This window comes from Paraglaciecola arctica BSs20135, from assembly GCF_000314995.1.
Taxonomy (GTDB): domain Bacteria; phylum Pseudomonadota; class Gammaproteobacteria; order Enterobacterales; family Alteromonadaceae; genus Paraglaciecola; species Paraglaciecola arctica.
Genome location: NZ_BAEO01000010.1, coordinates 182,415 through 203,217 on the forward strand (window position 1 = coordinate 182,415; position 20,803 = coordinate 203,217).

A 20,803-nucleotide genomic window follows, 5' to 3' on the forward strand; every position below is an offset into this window, starting at 1 on the left:
AAAAAAAGCCGCAGAAAACACATGTATTTGAAGCCATGAAACTAAAGCAAATGACCAACAACAGTAACTCGCTATTCGCCATTTTTTTGATAATGAACGGGCAATAAAACCTTGGTTTTTATTAGTCAGGTAAATAACCAACACCCCAATAAACGTAAAAATTAGCGCCAATAATTGCCACATATAAGATTCTCTTTATTAAACGGTAGATATAAAAATATAGAAACTCAATCTATGCATTTAGTGAGTTTCTATATTTGGGGAGAAAACGAATGCTTTCTTATTGTTAACTAGAAAATAGACCTAGAAGTCCATTTTCACTTTGACCGCAAAAGTACGTGGCTCGCCTATTCTTAAACCGCTGTAAGAATCACTCACAGCCCAATATTGCTTATCAAACATATTATCTATGGTGCCAATTAGTGTTACCTTTTGACCACTAATTGTTGTGTTATAACTCACCCCACCATAAACCACGGTATAAGCAGGTAACTCCCAGATATTACTGGCGTCTAATGTAGTGGTTCCATGATATTTAGCTCCTAGGTTTAGGGTTAAACCCGGTAGTGCTGCAACATTATAGTTCGACTGTAAACTAAACTGCTTTTTAGGGGCCCCACCAACATTGTTACCTTCTGTCTGTGAGGTCGTCTTGTCGTATTCAGAATTTAACAACATAAAATCACCATAAAATGATAAATTTTCTGAGACTTCCAATGCACCGCTAAATTCTAGTCCCTGATAAAGAGTTACCCCTTCTTGGACTACGTAATTGTCCTCTGTTATAAGGGTCGCTCCGCGCTCAATACGAAATAATGCTGACGTAACAGACCAGCCATCTCCCACGGCTTTAAGACCCAACTCATACTGTGAACTATCTAGAGGAGCTAGTAACTCGTTGGCGTTTTCATACGATTCACCCACGGATGAAGTTTGCCCCTCGATCGACTCGACATAACTAGCGTAGTAAGTCGTATTAGCATCAGGTTTGAACATCAAGGCTACCGTAGGAGTAACAGCGGTATCATCATAAACCTCATGATACGCAGAAAAATATTCACTAGGCGTATGCTTAATACCGTTTGATCGCACACCCACTAATGCTTCCCACTGGTCTGTTATCGAAATGAAGTCACTAATAAAAATAGAATCTTGTGTATCTATCCACGCCATTTGGATATCTTTTTTCAACTCAGCGCTGTACGCAGGTACTTCAGCTAGATTAAATAAATTATCGCTAGCGTAGCCCCATGTAACTATACGGCCATATTCACCACCATCGTTTCGATAGGTAGTTGCTTTTTGATGAGATGCTCCTATGACTAAATTATGCTTAACACTACCTGTATTAACCTCTCCAGTTAACACAGCTTGCACTTGCTCATATTCAACATCAAAATATTGCTCATATAACGCAACATCAAGATCTCCAGCACTATTTAACAAATCAGTTAAATGTTTCACCCATCTCGTTTCATTTTTAGAATAGTCATAATCAACACGAGCATTCCAGTTATCGTTAATAGTCCAATTTAAACTAGTGATAGCTATCAAATTTTCGTATTCGTCAAATGTACCTTCAACGGCTAAATTTCGTGTGCCACTTACTGTATCAGGTAAAGAGTCGGTACTATCTAATGCATTACTTAATTGAGTCCATGAATTTTCAATTAGGCGATCATTGTAAATAACATCAACAGTCCAGTAGAGCGAATCGGTTAATTGCGCGTCAAAAGCTAACGAGGCGGTATCACGATCAATAGAGCCACCATCAAGATAAGTATCACCAGTTTCTTTAACCAAGTTAACTCTTAGTCCGTATTCGTCGTTATTCCCTATACGAGTACTCGCATCAACATGCCCACTGAATACACTATCGCTGCGCATACCCAGAGCAACACTTACCTCATCTTTTTTGGCTTTTTTAGTAACATAATTCACTACACCGCCTGGCGCCGCCATACCATACATAAAACCGGTTGCGCCTTTTATTAATGTGACTTGCTGAAAGGCTTCATAGGGTAGCTCACCACTGAAGCTGTTAATTGACATGCCATTCACTTTAAAACTTTGGGTATAATCTAATGCCAAGCCCCGTACGCGAAGAGTGTCACCAAATGCACTATAAGCACTACCATCAACTGACACAGAAGCTTCTCGACTGAAGAGGCTATCTAACGTATTCACCTGGCGAATTTGCATATCTTCTAGCGAAATAACATCCACTGAAAAAGGAGTTTCAAGTACAGATCGTTTACCTAAAGCTCCACCATTATTCTCTTCACTAAGTTCGGTAAGTTTGTGTCCCACAACGCTAATGACTTCCATACTTTTTTCAACGTCTTCTGCCGCTAAAACCGAATAGTTATTGACTGATAAAGCAGTAGCACATACCACAGCAAGTTTGCTTTTCTTAAACTGTAAAGTAATCATTTTTATTTAGTGTTCCATATTGTTTTTATAAAAATTTAGAAGGAAAGCTATCAAATTAGTTGGAATTGCCTTCACCCAATGGTTTATTTCAGCCATATAGTAACAATAACTCAAATGATAATGATTACCAATTGCATTTGGTTATTTTATATTTATTATTAAAAACGAATAAGTTAGCTATTAAAAATAATTAGTTAATTTGATAGGCGACATGTGAAATAAAATAAGGGGAAATATGTGAAAAAAAAGAGGCTTGACTTTAACCAAGTAAATTGTCCAATCGCAGTAATAATTTGGTTACTGAGTTCAATATCACACTCTGCACTTAGCTCTGACAAAATGTTTTTGCAGGTAGAAAGCCCCTTAAGCGGAGAGCTAAAAGTTATAAATAGCCAACAAGGTGATTTAAATAAAAGGACACCTTTGGTAAAAATAAACGTTCCTTGTGAGAAAGGTGATTATCTTACAGGGTATATAGAAAGTGCCAATGGCAGTATCACGATTGAGGTTATAGGTCCTTCTGGAAAAGTATCGCGTCGTTTAATTGATCGACAAAAAGGTAAAAACCACTTCTACTCTATTGCTGAAAACTGTGAAGAAATTTGGCAATTATCAGGTTCCGGTAATTATCTGATAGTACTTGAAGAACGTATTGGCTTAAGAAACCAAGTGCCAACTAAATTTATTGAACCGTTAAGCCCGAGCATATCTGCGCTACTTAAAAAATTGGAACAAGGAGAAAATGCCAACAACTTTTGGCTGACAGTAGAAAAATCGGGCACACCAATTATAGAAAAAACACCCGCTGGTACCGTGATGACGTTTTTAGTGCGGGGAGATTATAGTAATGTAAAATTATTAGGCGCGCCCTCAAATAATCATGAGTCACTACAAAAACTGGCTAACTCAGATACTTGGTACAAGAGTTTTATTGTACCCGTAGATACACAATTATCTTATCAAATTGCACCTGAAATACCTCAACTACCGCTTTCTGGTTTTGCTCAGCGAATTGCAATTAAAGCGGTTGCTCAGGTTGATCCCTACAATAATAATCCATGGCCAGAAATTGCGGCTGACAAGTATGCGCAACAATCAACAATAAGCCTACCAGAAGCCCCTACTAGAAGCTGGATAGAACCTATTGACGGAAGAGACAAAGGCACGCTTTCTACGTTCTCATTTACGAGTAATACCTTAGCTAACATACGGGATATTACAATTTATTCCCCGCCGGTTAATGCTACGAATAAAGAGAAGACAGTGTTGCTGTATATCTTTGACGCAAGAGCTTATATTGAGTTGGTTGATGTACCTACAATATTAGATAACTTAATAGCTGAAGGTAAAATACCGCCAGTGATTGCCGTGTTTATTAGTAATCCTGATGGTAATGCTCGCGCTCGAGAACTCCCGGCAAATAAACTATTCGCAGACGTAATAGCTAACGAGCTTGTTCCTCAAATAAATCAAAAACTTGAAATGATTATACCAAAAGAAAGAACCGTAATTGGAGGATCCAGTTACGGCGGATTAGCAGCGACGACCATTGCATTGCGTCACCCAGAAATTTTTGGCAATGTCATTTCAATGTCTGGTTCTTTTTGGTGGTACCCAAAAGAAATGGGCGTAAACAGCCAGCACTTTGTTGCCAGTGAAGTGATTAATATGGCAAAGAAACCTGTACGTTTTTTTCTAAGCGCAGGGTTGTTTGAAACCTCTCGCGGTGTCGGCGATGGTATTTTGGAAACCAATCGACATTTACGAGATGTTTTGTCGGCGAAAGGATACAAAACCTTTCATACAGAATATAGTTCAGGGCATGATTATTTTGCTTGGCAGGGAATACTAGGTGATGGTTTACTGACGCTTTTTCCGCTAACAAACAATAATATCAGGTAAAATTATAACCGCAGATTTGGTTAAGCCATTATCAAATTACCGCTTTTTTTCTGGGGTCGACAAAATGAATACCAATCGGGTATCCAAGCTTTAAGGTCAAGTAGCTACACATAAGCACTACTTAGAAATATTGTGTAGCTCAGTGATTCTGAGAAATAGGCTCAGAGGTGCCGACTGACGTAATGGCAGATAACCATTTTGAAACCGCGATAATGGGATTAATACAAGTGGGTTATTATTGGCATCACCTCGGCAGATGATAACTTGCAAGACCAGCGGCGTTTTAGCTGGCCATTATTAAGCCGTGTGCGTAACCACAGCTTAATAAAAAAATCACAAAAAATCATCGACATCACAATACGATTCTACTAGTTTAACCATGCTAATACCTTTTTAAACTTATCACTCTTGGTCGAATGATCAGTTCTTGGAACATGCTATTAGTTCTTTAAGAATACCTACCTCTTATCCAGAACTGAGGTTAACTCAGTATTTGTTAATTTGTTTGGGTATTAACGAAAATGAAGCAACTTAAAAAGGCAATAACAATGGACACGACTGTTACCGATTTAGCTCAAACAATACAAATTGTTGTGGCGCCAGTTTTTATGTTAACCGGCATTGCCGGGTTTTTAAACGTTATGTCTGGACGTTTAGGCAGAATTGTTGACCGAGCAAGGATCATGGAACGTCGTGTACACACCATCAAAAACCCTGAGTTTCTTGAACAATCAGAAAACGAGTTAAAAAACATATGGCGCAGGATAAAACTAATTAATCGTTCAATTGGCTTATGTACTGCCTCCGCTTTGTTTGTATGTGCTGTAGTGGTATTTTTATTCTTAGGGGATTTTTGGACTTTCCATTTAAGCGAAGTCATAGTCACGCTTTTTATTGTGGCATTATTTCTGCTGATTTTTGCATTACTGACTTTCTTAAAAGAAGTGCAATTAGCGACTAGAACTTTACAGATGGGTAAAGAGAATATGTACGATGAATAACCCTCTACCAATCATGTTTGATAATCTCTAGTAAAATCAAACTCATTCATAAAACTTTTAAAATAGAAATTATTGAGAGGTTTAGAGATCAGATAACCTTGAATAAAATCACAGTTTAATGATTTTAATATTTTTAACTGGTTACACGTCTCTACGCCTTCAGCCACTACTTTATAACCGAGTTTGTGCGACATATTAATGATTGATTCAACTATGACTCTGTTTGATTTCACTTGATTATCTAATTGCCCAATAAACGACTTATCAATTTTAATGGTATCCACATCAAGCTGAGTTAAATAATTTAACGAGGCGAAACCCGTTCCAAAATCATCAATGGCTATCCTGATCCCCTTATTTCTTAAGCTAGACAAGGTACTTTTTACTTTTTCGAAATCCTCTATTAGACAACTTTCTGTAATTTCAATTTCTATTTGATTTAGTGCTAGGCCAGATTGGGTAATGTACTCGATGAAATTGTTTTGAAAGTTATCATCGAGTAACACCATAGCTGAAACGTTGACCGAGGTGACAAAGTCTTTTGACAACCCCATTTCTGATATAGATTTAAATGTTTCCAAAAATAAGCTTTTTGACAGTTCATTGATCCGATGCTTTTTTTCTGCAATTTCAATAAAAAGATCGGGGCCAATATAATCACTATTAGTACGTTGCCAACGAGCAAGTGATTCACACCCAATGAGTTTTCCTGAAGATAATTCTAACTTAGGTTGAAAATAAGGGCTGATAATTTGATCCTTAATTGCTCTAATCAACTCCTCTTCCAGTTCATTATTGTCTTGAAATTTTCTACCTAGATGATAATCATAAATCGTATAATTTTTCCCGCCATTTTGTTTTGTATGATACATAGCAATATCGGCGTTAGCTATTAATGCACTGACATCAGTTCCGTCTTGCGGGAAGCAACTAATACCAGCACTTAAAGTCACAAAAAAATCACTTGAGTCTATTTCTATGGCAACTTGCGACAAGGTAATAATTTTCTGGATTTTTTCCTCTACTGTCGCTAATTCTTGCCCTAATTTGAAGATAATAAGAAACTCATCACCACTCATGCGGCCTAATAAATCTCCCTCCTCAATGCAACTATTAATACACTGCATCACTTTAGTTATTATTTGGTCGCCAAAGGCATGTCCTTTAGAATCATTGATCATTTTAAAACTATCAATATCAATAAACGCTAGGGCAAAAGTGTTGTTGTTAGCATTCGCCGCTTGGATCCTTTGCTCAAGGAGTTTCAACAGTAAACTACGATTAGGAAAGCCACTTAAAGAATCAAAGTTGGCTTGTTTTTCTATTCTTTTTTCATATTTCAGGCGTTCGCTGGAGTCAGAAAATAACGCGACAAAGTTTTCAACCTTATCTGAACTATTTTTAATAGCATTGATCTCAAGGGTTTTCGGATAACTCACTCCAGACTTTTGTTTGTCCCAAATTTGCCCTTTCCAAGCACCTTCTTGGTTAATTGACGTCCACATTTTTTGATAAAAACTATTATCATGAGTGCCTGACTTCATAAAGCCAGCAAAATTACCAATCGCTTCTTCTTTTGCATATCCAGTAATATTAGTAAAAGCAGGGTTCACTTCAATAATAATATTGTTATTGTCTGTCACCATGACAGCATCCGTAGTTTTTTGATAAACCAATTCGGCTATCTTTAACCTTTTTTCTTTTGCCGTCTGTACTGAAATATCACGCCAAACCACATGTAGCAGTACTTCACTGTTATAATTTATAACGGTTAATAAGACTTCGACCTTAAAAAATTCATTTGCCGAGTTTTGGTGTAACCATTCGAATCTATGCGCGCCATTTTGGTAGGCTATTGTCATCATTTCGTCTGCTTTATTCGCAGACGTCATTCCACAAGGCTGAGTAGGGGGAGAAATATCAGAAGGGCTGATAGAAGCTATATTTTTAGCATTGTGTAAGCCTAATATTTTTAAGGTCACTTCATTGCAGGCGACATACTTTTTATTTTTAATCATAAGTATTGGCTCAGAAGAGTTTTGGAATAAACTTCTATACATACTTTCACTGTCAGGTAAGTTTTTAACACTCAACAACGCTGCATACTCCGGTTTACTATATTACTCATTCCAGTGCAGGAGTCGTGGTTCGCTCCTAGCTCGATCATTAGGTTTAACAAGTACCGCATAACACACTCTCAACCTCCCTTTTACTCACTAAGTGACGTATTTTTAATTAACCATTGATTAACATAGAGCAAATCATAAAACCTATTCGCCTATTTTTTTTAAAAAAACATGGCTGCGAACTTAGCTTTTAAATTGCATGAATAAACTTTGTTGCTGGGCTAAATGATCTAATAAACTTTCGCTTAAATTGGCGGCTTCAAGTCCATGAGTTTCACTTTCAGACGACATATTTCTAATTGCCACAATATTTTGATTAACTTGTTCAGCCATGACTGACTGTTCCTCAACTGCGCTGGCTATTTGCAGAGTGACATCCACTATGGAAGAAACCTCTTTTGTTATTTCAGTCAAAGCCAGCCCGTTTTTTTCTGAAAGCTGTACACAATTGAGCGATAACTGAGTGCCTTTACCCATAGAGAGTATGGCACCATCTGATTCACTTCTAAGCTGGCCAAGCATCACACTTATTTCATCTGTTGATTGTTGTGAGCGCATGGCTAATTCTCGAACTTCACCAGCAACAACGGCAAAGCCTCGTCCTTGATCACCCGCTCTCGCCGCCTCTATGGCAGCATTTAGCGCCAATAAGTTAGTTTGATCGGCAATGCTACTTATTTCACTCAGCGCTTTGTCTATTGACTTTGTGCCTTCAATTAAGCGGGTAATTGCAATATCAACCTCTGTTAATTGTGTAGATAATTCTTGTATAGAATTGACGGTTTCTGCAACCACAGTCTGACCGTCTTTGGCCATGGATAACCCTTGTTGAGAAGCCGCAGAGGCACATGCAACCACTTGAGTTATTTCTTGTACTGTCGCCGCCATTTGATTAATAGCAGCGGCTACTTGTTCGGTTTCACTTTTTTGAGCGCTTAAAATAGTGGCTACTTTATTCCCACGTAGTGAAGAGTCTTTTGCTTTTTCGGTGATGGCTTTTGAATCGTCACTGACTCTACCAACTACAGCGTTCAGTTCAGCTTTACGCATTTTTAAGGCAAGGGAAATAGTACCAATGTCATCGCTATTGCCTGAATACAAGTAACTCATTAGTCTATTATCAAAAACACCATTAGCTTCAGCAACCACCTCTTTATATTGTTTACGCCAAAAAAAGTGAATAACAGTTGCTAACAATGAAAGTAGAAAAGTAGGAGATAAAATCAACAAAGTATCATTAGTCAAAAATACACTAACTGCCAAAAGTAGTGTCATTATGGTTAATAAACTGAGTGTCCAGAGGGTCTTATCGGTATGAAATTTTAGGGCGTTTGGGGTTTTGTCTTTAAGCAGTTGAGGGTAAATCTTATTCGCCCTTGCAATAACATCTCTGTCTAATACGGTTCGTACGGATTGGTACTCATACACCTGACCTAGGCCGTTTTTAATAGGAGTGACAAAAGCGTTCACCCAATAATAATCGCCATTTTTACATTCATTTTTTACCGGCCCCATCCATGATTGCCCCCTTTGAATGAAAGACCACAAATCGGCAAATGCAGCTTTTGGCATATCGGAGTGGCGAACCATATTGTGGGGCTTACCAACCATTTCATCTAAGGTAAAACCAGAAATATCGCAAAAACTACTGTTTGCATATTTGATATGGCTGTTTAAATCTGTTGTTGATAGTAAGGTTTCAGATGTGGGAAATAACTTTTCTTTACTCATTTACATTCCAATTAATAAACATAATAGTGCTAAAAAAACCACATTAATAAAACTTATAAGACCCAATTAGCTTTTATAATGACTAGCGAGAATAACCAGCCTATTACTATTTTTTAGTGTTAATTCATTGATAATAAAGAAATTAGTATACCCATCTACTCTGTAGTAAATATAGGCAAATAGAGTCTGAAGTTGATTTATGCGTATTTTAGATAGGCCTTTTGGGAGAAGGATGGATAAGTGATTAATCAGTGAGTCATAAGGACTGCAGAATATAACCAAAAACAACAGATGAACAACTAATAATACCCACAATATTAGTGTTGTTATTGTGCGCAAAACGTACAGGCCGTTGGATTGACATAGCCTATACCAATCAACATACTGGCGCCGATAAAATCAATGTCTTTAAGTGTGTAGTGTAGTGTTAGATGTGAAATATTCGAGTATTGAAGAATACCGACAAGGGCTCTCAAAGTTAGATATGAGTGTAATACAAGTCACTCCTGGTCATTTCTCGTGCCATCTAAGAGAATTAAGTTTACCCAAAATAACAATAGGCGACCGAGTTTTTAGCACTGCTATGCACTGGCAGACGGCGGTAAAGCAAGATTGTTTATATATTGTTTTACCGACCTGTAATAGTGAGTTAAGCGTTAATGGACAAAATACTCCTATCAATCAGCCGATTGTTTTTTCAGAACACCAAGAGATGTTATTCCGCATTCCGGCTAATTTTCCAAAATATTATGTCATTGTTATCTCTTCAGCTGAATTTGCTAAATATTATGGCAATGAAAATATACAGCGATTAAAAAAACGTATCATAAACCAAAATTATGAAATAAATTTTTTTTCTTAACATAAGCTTTCATCTAAAAAGTCTCTGCGTATTAATAGAGAGTTTGCTTAACCATGGTAATTTATTAAATTATCAAGCGGCAATCGATGCACAAGAAACACTTTTAGATTTGTTATGTAAACTTCTAACATTAGAGCCATCCATTCATAAGTCCAATGATATGTTTCAATCAAGACAGCTAACAATCGTAAGCCGCGCGCTCAATTTCATACATAAAAAGAGTGTATTGAATATCACCATTCCTGAATTAGCGAAAGTAAGCTTTTGTTGCATCCGTACTTTAGAGTATAGCTTTAAGGCAATAATGAATATGACGCCTAAACAATATATTATTAAGCGACGGCTTCACTTGATATTTAACGAACTTAGGTCAAATAACGTCAGTTCAATACGTGAAATTACCACAACTTATGGAATTGTGAATCAAGGGCGTTTCGCTCAAGATTATTATAAATTTTTTAATGAATATCCTCATCAAACTCAAAAAAAAGATTAACATAAACCTTATCCTCTAAGTAACACCACAAAATAACCAATTGATATTTACCAATAATATTTTATTTTCAACTTATCTTATGTGAATTATACCCAATGCATTTCACGCAACAAAAACAAGCCTAATGTTGAGCTAACAATCGACATTAGGGTGCTGCCAGCAATAATCGCGGCTGTTAAATGATAATCGCCGCCAATACTTCTGACCATAGGATAGGCAGCCGCCGCAGTGGGTGCTGCAGTCATCATAAAGAGTACTCCAAGTTCTTCACCTCTAAGGCCGAAATAAAAACCTAATGCAGAGGCTATAAGGGGGATAAACACAATTTTACTGCTAATTGCCCAGTACAATATCTTTGAAGAACGAAACTCGTGCCAACGAATGGTCGCACCAACACACAACAAAGCTAAAGGAAGCGTCATTTTTGCTAAATAATTGCCCGTATCTAATACCAATTTAGGAACTTGAATAGGCAACAAAGCCACTAGTATCGCCAAAGAAATAGCGATGGCTAATGGGTTAGTGAATACACTGCGGGCCACTTCTTTAGCGCTAGGAGTTTTTTCTTGATGATAATACAAGGTCAAGATAGAAAATATGTTTAACGGCACTACCAGCACAGCTAAGTACATAGAAGCAATTGCTAAGGCTGGATCACCAAAGGCATTAACTGACAAAGCCAAACCTATGATGGCCATATTTCCTCGACAAGCTCCTTGTACAAAGGCTCCCCGGGTAAGTTTGTTAGCAATGCCATATGCCACTAAATGAAAAAAGATAAAAGCCGCTGTCATCATGCAGCCAGCAAAAACAATCAAAAAAGTAGGAAAATGATCCGTCAGGTTTGTGGTAGCAATATTCACAAACAGTAAGCAGGGTAACGTAAGATTAAATACCAATTCCGAGCCTGATTTTGCAAATTCGTCTGTTATCCAGCCGATCCGTTTTAACAAAATACCTAAACCAATAATCAGGCTAATTGGCAATGTAACGTCTAATGCATAGGCTAAAGAGTCAAACATAGAGTTTACTCTTCGGATAATCAATTAAGGCTAAGTTAGTCATCTTTGTCCTGCTTATTTTGACTACCTTCAATACTAAATTGATAATAAATATCAATCGCATTACTTACCCCACTTACCGCTTCAATATATAATTTAGGAATTAATTCGTAGCGAATTGCCACCTCGGAAATAGAGTCAAAAACACCCACGCCATAACGTAACTGAACCCCGGGAGCTATAGTACCGCTTAACGATAATTGGGTGCCATCACCTTGTCCCGAGGTATCTAAATTCACGTCTTCAAAACCCAATTTATTGCCTACTTTGCTAATTAGATTTTCGCTTTGCCCCAATCCCAAAGACAATAAAGCATTGGTTAAAATAGTATCTTGACTGTCACCGCTAGACTCGCCCATACCTCGTCCTGTTAACATATAAGACAAAACTTGCTGTTGCTCCATAACTGGCTCAGAAAACACACTAACACTTGGGTTTTGTGCCACACCTTCTATCTTAAGGCCAGCAATCACATCGTCTGAAGTTAGGTCAGGATCACGTACCGCTTCAATGTTCAAAAAGGGCCTATCTAAAGAGTTAGTGAATAGAATATCTCCTTCACGAATTATCAGGTTTTGACCATATGCCCGATAGCGACCATTCACCAATTGCACTTCGCCACTGCCAAATATTTCAGTTTTGTTGTTTTGCAATCGCAGTTCACCTTGCAAATCAGTTGTTAAGCCAAAGGCATCTAATTTAACGTTATTGCTGCGCTGTGGATCGACCTTTAACAATACATTGAGTGCCAGCCGTTGCTGGGATGCAATTAATTCAGCTTGTTTTTCTACTAAAATGACATCTTTTGATGGTGAGATAGTGTCTTTTGGCAATTCTCGCACTTTTATGCGTGCATAAGGGATAGTCACCTCACCCTTTATCTCTAAATTATTGGGTTCGAACATAAGATTGATATTTGGGCTGACTTTAGCTTTGATCATACTTTGATAATCAAATTCCAATTCCTCACCAGATATATGTAAATTACCTTTAAGGGTTGGCAACCAAGCAATATCACCATCCATTTTACCTTGACCATTGCCTAATTTATAAGTGCCTTTAAAATCAGCGCTTTGACCTTTTAATAGAATACTTTGTTCAATATCGCTAAGTGACACGGGCAAAGATTCGTCTTTTAATGCGCCCTTAGCGAGTGTTAATTCACCTGTCACTAATGGATTACCCAGTGCGCCGGCTATTTTCGCTTGGCCATTAATATCACCTTGTAATACATCTAATTGTGGTACTAGCGCCTTAAAAGCGGCGAGATCAAAGCGCTCGATAAGTAACTCACCCTGAATCGGTCTGGTTAAAGGATCGGCATACACGCCGGATTGTCCTTCTACACTGGCACTCAAAGTGCCAATTTGGTTACCCGATAAATGAATATTGGCCTGTATGTTTTTGGGGTTGATCTGAACTTTAACTAAGGTTTCGTCTAGTGTTAACTTAAGGTTATTCTGATCCCTAAATACCCAATCGCCTGAACTCAAACGAGCACTTAAATTTGCATTAGGTAACTGCGCAATATCCCAATCCCCCGACATATCTAAATTTAAACGACTCTTAGTTTGAATTTCAGGCATTCCCGGCATCAAGCGGCGAACAAGGGAAAGTACATCAAACTCTTTAAGTGACACATCCCAATTTAGGGTATTATGTTTAAACTCTGCCAACTTAATACACAGCTCATTATCGGTGTGCCCCCAGCAATTTGGGGCAATTAGGTATTGTTGCTTATTCCAATCGGCTTCAATTTTAAAAGGTTCGAGTAAGGTTAAATTTGCATAAGAAGACTCAATGTCGCCAGTTAACCAGTTACCTCGCCATGACGTTTGATTGAGCTGCCCTTGAATACTCAAATTAACACTGCTGCTTTGTCCGCTGGTAGTTATATCTAATTGGTGATCGCTGGCATCACCACCCAATATTATTTGTGCGCTATCAACTTGATTACTAATGCCTTGAATACCCGTTAATTCTAACTTTAAATCGACTGGTTTTTCCTCGTTCCACTTGAGATTGCCTTTACCCTGGGCATGCTGAATTAACACCTCAGACACCATTAAATCACTAGCTGAGAGTTCATAACTGACTTCTGGCTGTTCGGCGCTACCGCTTAAATTTCCAACTAAATTAAGTGAACCGCGAAGTTGTGGGAGGGTATTAGATAGGTCTGCGGCATCCAGAGTAAACTTAACATTAAGTGCTTGTTGCTTAGATACAACGCCATCTAACAATAAGATATTGTCAGCATTTTTTAGGGTCAGTTGGCGCAATTGCAAACCGTTGTTTTGATGGAAATCGACATATCCCGACATGCTTAATGGAAAACCTTGCCACAGCCCGTTGATGTCTAACTGATTTAATTTAGCTTTCCAAATACCTTGGCTATTATTGGCTTGAGTCGACACTTCGCCATTGATATCTGCCACCAGCTCAGGCCAGAAAACACTTGGATCAAGATGGCTAATACTAGAGCTGCCTTGCCAATTGATATAGTCGGAAAAGGTCAATTTTCCCTGACTCAACACTTGTCCACCTAAGGTTTCCAATAAAAGCTCATTCAACTCAAAGCTTTTATTTTGTGGGGTTGATGCTGCAGTAGCGCTGACATTGATTTTGGTATCTGGTAAATTTTGTCCAGTTAACAAAGTCTGAATTGTCATTTTAAGTGCGTTTAAGTCACCGTTAATGTCAATTGTTCCTGTCTCGGATTTCACCTGTGGTTCAGCTAAAGGCCAAGCCAAATGGCTCCAATTTAGCCTTAGCTTAAGGGGTAAGGTCGCTTTGGAAGGTTGCGCTGTGAAATCGACGGCTAACTTTAAAGGCTTGGCTTTAGTTTGTGTACTAGTAGATAAAGTAGACTCAATTAATTCAATTTGAGTCGATAAGGAATTAATATTGCCAGAAGAGCGCAATGCTAACTTTAAGGGTGTTTGCTCGAACAACTGAGCATTGGCGTCTATCGAAAACACATGTTCAAAGTTATCATTTAACTGCAGATTACCCTTGGCTAATAATTGCCCTTGCTGGTGCTCTATAAGTAACTCATGCAATTGCACCTTTTTCGAATTACCTTTTGCTTTGAGACTGACTTTTTTAAGTTTAAGTTCTTCTTGTCCTGCCAGTTTCAAACTAGCGGGTGACATATTAAATGCCAACACCTCAAAATGTATCGGTAACACTATAGGTTGTAGCGTAATTGGCTGGTATTGCCATTTAGTCCAATCAAAAGGTTCGGTCTGAGGGTTTGCTGAAGATACTTCTGTGGCATAAGTTGTTAGATCAAATCCCTGCAACTGCATCTTCTCTATACGCAGACGTTGATAAAAGTCCAGTTTAGCGGTTAATTTCTGCCAAGTGATGTCTGCGGTATCTTTAATCTTTAAGGAAAACTTATTTAAGCTAAGGTTTTGAATGGAAACAGGAAAAGGTAATGTCAACGCAGACGTAGTGGGGTCATCACTGGAAGATGGTGCTGTTGGTTGTATTTGTACAAGCACTTTGTCACTACTTACAGAGTCAATACAAAGAGCGAGTCTCCAAACACAAGATAGCTGTATTGATAGTTGCAGGTTATAAATATCAACTTTGCTAGCAGCTTGCTTCCACTTCACCGAAGTCAGATGCAGTTCAGTTCCCAAACTGCCGCTTCGATAATCGATAGTCAACTCATCAACTAAACTATTAGCCGTGTTGACCACAACTTTGGAGCCCCAAGGTGTTAGTACAAAACCTATCAAGAGACATAAGATAATAACTAATACTAACCATAACTTAGCTATTGCTGTGACAACTTTGCTGATTAAATTAGAGGTGTTTCGTGGTTTTTCGGCAGCCTGTTTAACCTCAGAGGCAGAACTCATAAAGAAGGCCCCATAGAAATATGGAAATAACGGCTACTACCAAAATCACTTTTACCCTTAGCCAAGTACAAGCGAACCGGTCCAATTGGAGAATTCCAGATTGCGCCGAACCCTACGCCAATAGCAGGATCTTTAAATAACTCTTCGGTGGCATTACCGGCATCCACAAAAGCAGCTGCGCGCCAGTTTTCGGCAACTGGGTAAGAATACTCGATACTCGCCACAGCGAGATATTGGCCACCTGTCAGTTCGGGATCGCCATCTGAGTCGAGCTCAAATGGCGATAATGTTTTGTAATCAAAACCACGAACACTTTGATCTCCACCAGTAAAGTAGCGCAAACTTGATGGAATTTGGTCAAAATCGTTAGAAACTATGCCCCCAACCTCTGCCCGCCATACAAACCTATGCTGTTCGACACTTCTGACCCACTTGGATGAAGCTGTAATCCGCAACATATTGATATCTGACAACAGTGAATCTGAAGCAAACTCAGTAGTAATAGTTTGTTTATCACCCCAATTGATGTCCATACCACCTTTGCTGCGCAATCGGCTTAAGGTAAAACCTGGTGTCAGCAAGTGAGTGGTTTGTTCAGGCTCTAATCCCTGAATAAAAGTTTCTTGCTCGAGTCGAATAAAAGCCGATCGTTGCCAATCTGAATTTTCAACTGTCCAATGCCGAGTAGCTGATATAGACCACTTATGACTACTGGTATCATTTTCATTTTGTGCTTGAAAACCCGCTTGATAGCTCAGGTAGTTTTGGATAGCGTCTTCCAAAGGTACTTTATAATTGACAGACACATATTGTTCTGGAGATGAAACAAACACTTCAGCCCCAATAGAATGACCACTTTCATTTACCCATGGGCGCTTCCATTTTCCAGTAAAACGCGCTCTAACATCAGACGAATAACCTAATCCCACATCAAAATTATCTCTGGGTTTATGGGTTAAAATGACCTCTATAGGTACACCATCATCAACCGCCTCAGCGACTAAAGGTCTAACGATGACATGGCGAAAGTATTGGGTTTGTTTAAGTCTTTGATTAAGTAAACCCAGTTGACTGGCTTGATATAAATCGCCCGTTTTAAAAGGCGTTAGACTTTTTACCAATTGTTGCGATCTAGTATCTTTTCCAAAACGTAAGTCTGCAAATTTATAACGCACACCACTGTTAATATGTAAGGTAATATCGGCGGCATTTAGAGATTCAAAAACTTTTATACTGCTTTGTTCAAACTCAAAATCAAAATAGCCCCGTGATAGCGCCAAACTTTGCAGGTCATTTTTTGCTTTTTCGTAAACTGAATGTTCAAGAGGTTTGCCCTGCTTTAGATTAATGGAGCTAAGTAAAGATTGAATTTCTTGATCCTGCGCCCCCTGCCCCACAATTTTAATAGATAATGTTCTAACAAGAGTTACCGCCCCTAAGTCAACCAATAGGCTCCAATTTTTATTCTTTGAAAATAAATTATCGGAGGCGACACTTGGAGGGGTTGCCACTGAAGTTGCATGGTAATAACCAAATACCTGAGTGGCCGCTTCCACTTTTAACTGCAAACTATCTTGATATTGAGAAAATTGATAGCTGGCACTGGGAAGATCTAGGCTTTCGACATGAGCTCGAACATTTTTTAACACACGATCATCGTCTATCCCTTTAATGTCGACCTCTGCTGCGTGCACCTTGAACAAAGCAAATAACAACATGGATAATAAAAAAAATGTTCTAAAAAAAGAGGTATAAGGAAACAAAAATTCTCGCTTTTAACATAAGGAACATAAAGTGACATTTGAAAGGTCATCTGCCCTAACACTACAAAATAATTCAGAAGCTATTCTACAATAGGCCAGTACAAGTGTATTGCATAATATATGTATTTACACTTGGTTGGGCCGTCATGTTGCATTACCCTTGTATGATGGTTTTAATTAAAAATAAGTTCCCATGTCTGACACAATAACCTCTCACACATTAAATAAGCCCGTTTGTATTGTCACTGGAGGCAGCTTAGGCATAGGTGATGCTGTGTGCGAAAAATTTAGCGCCCAAGGTTACACAGTAATAAATCTAGATATTCAAGCCAATTCAATACAATCAAAAGCCATACACTGGCTTAAATGTGATGTGTCAGTATCTTCTGAAGTGAGTCAGTGCATTCAACAAGTTATTAAACAATATGCCAGAATTGACTGCCTTGTTTCAAACGCTGGTATCCATTTTTCTGGGACCATAGAAGACACCAGTGAAGCAGATTTTGAACGAGTATTTGGGCTTAATGTAAAAGGTGCTATTGCTGCGACTAAAGCAGTTTTGCCTCAAATGAAATCACAAAAACACGGAGTTATTTTATATATGGCCTCTGACCAAGCCCTCATTGCTAAACATAACTCCTTTGCTTACAACATGAGTAAAGCCGCATTGGCTTCTTTGGCCAAAACCACTGCCTTGGATTATGCTAAATATCAAATAAGAGCCAACGCGATCTGCCCCGGTACCATAGAAACACCGCTTTACCACAAGGCTATTAATAGTTACGTCGCTCAGTCTGGTGCCGATAGTGACCAAGTACATGCTGAAGAAGCCGCACTGCAACCTATAGGACGCCTTGGCCAAGCTAGCGAAGTTGCAGCTTTAAGCTATTTTTTAGCTTCTGATGAGGCCGCGTTTATTACTGGCAGTTTGCAGGTAATAGATGGTGGATACACAGCCCAATAGTGGATTAAGATTATGACTAGAACCATACATAAAATTATCGATCCTCATCTGCACTTATTTAATATGGAACAAGGTAATTACGCTTGGCTAAAGCCTCAAAACCCACCTTTTTGGCCAGACAAACATCTGATAAATAAAAGTTTTGTCGAAGCCGATCTATTGCTACCGTCACCTATACATCTTGCTGGATTTGTACATATTGAAGCGGGTTTTGATAATCAACAACCTTGGCGAGAAATAGACTGGTTACAACAACACTGCACCCTACCCTTTAAAAGTGTGGCTTTTGCCGATATTAACGCCATAACTTTCAGTGAACATCTCGAGCAATTAAAAAAACGCCCCTCAGTGGTAGGCATTCGGCATATTCTCGATGAGCATGCAAAACAAATACTAAGTTCAGCATTGATAGATAAACATTTTGCCTTATTAGCAGAAATGAAATTTAGCTTTGATGCACAATTATCATTGGCAGATAGCCAAGCTATTGAGCTATTGATTGCATTGGCAAACAAATATAAAACAGTGCGGATCATCATCAATCATGCAGGATGGCCACCGGCTATTAACGACCTTAACGGCCAACAAAAGTGGCAGCTTAATCTGCAAAAACTCGCTAATTGCGAAAACATCGCAATTAAATTATCTGGCTGGGAAATGTCGAATAGAACTTGGCAAGCTCAACAGGTCGCCACTGTGATCCAACAAAGCCTAGCAACATTTGGTGATCCACGAGTGATGTTAGCCAGTAACTTTCCAGTCTGCTTATTGTCGATGTCTTATTCTGAGTTGTGGAATACTTACGCAGCTTTACCTGAAATAAGTACTCAATGTTTTGAAAAAATCGGCTTCAGTAATGCTAATGATTGGTATCATTTATTTTGAACAAGAAACGACAACTTTTCTAATCGTTCATTAATACATTCATAAGAACCCATCTCAAATTCTCGACAAATCCATGGGCGATTTTCGTAGATCGAACACATTAAGGTATCGCGATCTAAAGCCGAGCACCAACCATCGTCTAAGCGCAACATAGTTTCACTGCCATGTTCGTCAACATGAACATGGCGACTGGGCACACCTGTATCTGAGATGATCATCACTTCTAAACTGCAGCAACATGCCTGACAGTTTGCACATGTCACTTCTGTGGCGGGGATATTTTTTACTTCGATCATAGTAAAACAACAATTAACTTAATTATCGCTAGGATACTCTAGAAAATTAACATTCTCGAGGACAGCTGGATCTTAACGCCTAAATATACCGATTAAAAATGAATGACTAAGCCACAGGTCACAATTTATCCCAGTATAAAATTGCGTTTTCAACAAAGCAGTACACAAGGAATGAGCACAAGCTACTATGGTTGGATCCTTATATTTGCTGTTACTATGAGTGTACTAATAGAAGTTCAGTTATTTTAAGTGAAAAATACATGTCTAATCAAAAAACTGAGTCGGGTAGTTATGACCAAGTGTTCGCTCAGCAACAAGAATACATAGCCAAGCGTGCATCAGGTTATCGTGAACAAGCACTAAAGATATACCCTTGGATCTGTGGCCGATGTCGCCGTGAGTTTACCCACAGAAACCTCTCGGAGTTAACAGTACACCACGTCGATCATAACCATGGCAATAACCCCAGCGATGGCAGTAATTGGGAATTGCTGTGTTTATATTGTCATGATGAAGAGCATTCTAAATTCGAAAACTTTGTGCGCTACGGTAGTACTGAAGATACTGAAATCAAAACCAGCACTTATAATCCATTTGCAGATCTAAAAGACCGAATGAAGAAAAAATAGTCACTTACAGGAGACAAACTCACGATGAATACTGCATTACTTCTATGGAGCATAGTGTTTAGCTCAATAGGTGTGGGTTATTTTATCTACGGCAAAAAACGAGAAAGTTTGCTCATTCGTTACACTGGTTTAGCCCTTATCTTATTTCCGTATTTTTTTGATAATGCCTTTCCTGTAGTGATAGTAGGGTTAATTCTAATGGCTCTGCCAAAACTGCTTATTCGGTATTTGTAATAGCAACGCGCTACTGTGTTCCTCGGTTATATTTCTTTCAATACCAATTTACAAAATCTGGTAACATGCGCGCGATAAATACTTAGTATCGTTGAGCAGATCCTCGATATGAGTGATGGTTTAATCCTTTTTAATTTTTACAGGTAAAATAATGTCAGAACAACCAAGCAGAAATAAACGTCTTCAAAAAAAATTGTATATGGGTGAGTGGGCTATCTTAGGCTTTGAGTTTAGCTTTAAGTTAACTGAAGCGTCAGATGAACAGTATGAAGCTTTTTTTAATAGCCTTGAAAAACTAGTGGGTACCGAGGAGCTTTATATTAGCCTTGATAACAATAGTGAGTCATTCGAAGGTTCTGTGACATCCGCACAACGTTATGGCAACGCCACCGAAGAAGACAGAACTGCAATTGAAACGTTTCTGAACAGTCATGACATCGTCAGTGAAGTGAAAGTAGGCGCTTTAGTAGATGCATTTTACGAAATGTAGTGAATAGGTATTACGTTATTTAAATCATTCAATATGAATATTTAAATTAAAAAAGATTTCT

The 20,803-nt window shown here is 38.5% G+C and carries 16 protein-coding genes; 9 read left to right on the top strand and 7 right to left on the bottom strand.

What is annotated here, in order from left to right; translation table 11 throughout:
- Nucleotides 1-303 precede the first annotated feature (303 nt).
- Nucleotides 304-2,433, bottom strand: a complete 2,130-nt coding sequence (locus GARC_RS04200) for a TonB-dependent siderophore receptor (protein WP_007617094.1) — start codon at nucleotides 2,431-2,433, stop codon at nucleotides 304-306.
- A gap of 237 nt (nucleotides 2,434-2,670) precedes the next feature.
- On the opposite strand from GARC_RS04200, the gene GARC_RS04205 reads away from it, so the two are divergent.
- Nucleotides 2,671-4,335, top strand: a complete 1,665-nt coding sequence (locus GARC_RS04205) for an alpha/beta hydrolase (RefSeq protein ID WP_052151462.1) — start codon at nucleotides 2,671-2,673, stop codon at nucleotides 4,333-4,335.
- A 548-nt stretch (nucleotides 4,336-4,883) separates the two neighbouring features.
- Complete coding sequence (locus tag GARC_RS04210; RefSeq protein WP_039988664.1) at nucleotides 4,884-5,336, top strand: DUF2721 domain-containing protein; 453 nt, start codon at nucleotides 4,884-4,886, stop codon at nucleotides 5,334-5,336.
- Between the two features lie 11 nt (nucleotides 5,337-5,347).
- On the opposite strand, the gene GARC_RS04215 is transcribed toward GARC_RS04210, so the two are convergent.
- Entirely contained in the window at nucleotides 5,348-7,354 is a 2,007-nt protein-coding gene (locus tag GARC_RS04215) for a putative bifunctional diguanylate cyclase/phosphodiesterase (protein WP_007617101.1), read from the bottom strand.
- 291 nt (nucleotides 7,355-7,645) lie between these two features.
- On the bottom strand, nucleotides 7,646-9,193 hold the full coding sequence (locus tag GARC_RS04220) for a methyl-accepting chemotaxis protein (protein WP_007617103.1): 1,548 nt from the start codon (nucleotides 9,191-9,193) through the stop codon (nucleotides 7,646-7,648).
- 424 nt (nucleotides 9,194-9,617) lie between these two features.
- Between GARC_RS04220 and GARC_RS26675 the strand changes: the two genes are divergently transcribed.
- Nucleotides 9,618-10,055 carry a cupin domain-containing protein gene (locus GARC_RS26675; protein ID WP_007617104.1) on the top strand — a complete coding sequence of 146 codons (438 nt, stop codon included), beginning with the start codon at nucleotides 9,618-9,620 and terminating at the stop codon, nucleotides 10,053-10,055.
- A 43-nt stretch (nucleotides 10,056-10,098) separates the two neighbouring features.
- The gene (locus GARC_RS04230; protein ID WP_039988670.1) at nucleotides 10,099-10,551 is read left to right on the top strand and encodes a helix-turn-helix domain-containing protein; all 453 of its coding nucleotides are present in this window, start codon (nucleotides 10,099-10,101) and stop codon (nucleotides 10,549-10,551) included.
- Nucleotides 10,552-10,637: 86 nt separating this feature from the next.
- Here the strand turns inward: GARC_RS04230 and GARC_RS04235 are convergent, their stop codons facing one another.
- From GARC_RS04235 to GARC_RS04245, 3 genes are read right to left on the bottom strand one after another with little or no spacing between them, the layout of a single operon-like run.
- On the bottom strand, nucleotides 10,638-11,573 hold the full coding sequence (locus GARC_RS04235; protein WP_007617107.1) for an AEC family transporter: 936 nt from the start codon (nucleotides 11,571-11,573) through the stop codon (nucleotides 10,638-10,640).
- A gap of 35 nt (nucleotides 11,574-11,608) precedes the next feature.
- Nucleotides 11,609-15,481 (bottom strand): autotransporter assembly complex protein TamB, encoded by a 3,873-nt coding sequence (gene tamB / locus GARC_RS04240; protein WP_007617116.1) that lies wholly within the window; start codon nucleotides 15,479-15,481, stop codon nucleotides 11,609-11,611.
- Nucleotides 15,478-17,244, bottom strand: a complete 1,767-nt coding sequence (locus tag GARC_RS04245) for an autotransporter assembly complex protein TamA (RefSeq protein WP_007617122.1) — start codon at nucleotides 17,242-17,244, stop codon at nucleotides 15,478-15,480. Before GARC_RS04245 ends, tamB begins: the two co-directional genes overlap by 4 nt.
- A 193-nt stretch (nucleotides 17,245-17,437) precedes the next feature.
- On the opposite strand from GARC_RS04245, the gene GARC_RS04250 reads away from it, so the two are divergent.
- Both GARC_RS04250 and GARC_RS04255 read left to right on the top strand, forming a co-directional pair.
- Nucleotides 17,438-18,208: an SDR family NAD(P)-dependent oxidoreductase gene (locus GARC_RS04250; RefSeq protein WP_007617135.1), complete on the top strand. Its 771-nt coding sequence runs from the start codon at nucleotides 17,438-17,440 to the stop codon at nucleotides 18,206-18,208.
- A gap of 12 nt (nucleotides 18,209-18,220) precedes the next feature.
- The gene (locus tag GARC_RS04255) at nucleotides 18,221-19,093 is read left to right on the top strand and encodes an amidohydrolase family protein (protein ID WP_007617137.1); all 873 of its coding nucleotides are present in this window, start codon (nucleotides 18,221-18,223) and stop codon (nucleotides 19,091-19,093) included.
- Here the strand turns inward: GARC_RS04255 and GARC_RS04260 are convergent.
- Nucleotides 19,081-19,389 carry a YkgJ family cysteine cluster protein gene (locus GARC_RS04260; RefSeq protein ID WP_007617139.1) on the bottom strand — a complete coding sequence of 103 codons (309 nt, stop codon included), beginning with the start codon at nucleotides 19,387-19,389 and terminating at the stop codon, nucleotides 19,081-19,083. The two genes, GARC_RS04255 and GARC_RS04260, sit on opposite strands and share 13 nt — an antisense overlap.
- Before the next feature lie 260 nt (nucleotides 19,390-19,649).
- On the opposite strand from GARC_RS04260, the gene GARC_RS04265 reads away from it, so the two are divergent.
- The 3 genes from GARC_RS04265 (at nucleotide 19,650) to GARC_RS04275 (ending at nucleotide 20,742) form a co-directional block, all read left to right on the top strand.
- The gene (locus tag GARC_RS04265; RefSeq protein WP_007617141.1) at nucleotides 19,650-20,018 is read left to right on the top strand and encodes a YajD family HNH nuclease; all 369 of its coding nucleotides are present in this window, start codon (nucleotides 19,650-19,652) and stop codon (nucleotides 20,016-20,018) included.
- Between the two features lie 24 nt (nucleotides 20,019-20,042).
- On the top strand, nucleotides 20,043-20,252 hold the full coding sequence (locus GARC_RS04270; RefSeq protein WP_007617142.1) for a hypothetical protein: 210 nt from the start codon (nucleotides 20,043-20,045) through the stop codon (nucleotides 20,250-20,252).
- 151 nt (nucleotides 20,253-20,403) lie between these two features.
- On the top strand, nucleotides 20,404-20,742 hold the full coding sequence (locus tag GARC_RS04275; protein ID WP_007617143.1) for a YggL 50S ribosome-binding family protein: 339 nt from the start codon (nucleotides 20,404-20,406) through the stop codon (nucleotides 20,740-20,742).
- Nucleotides 20,743-20,803 lie beyond the last annotated feature (61 nt).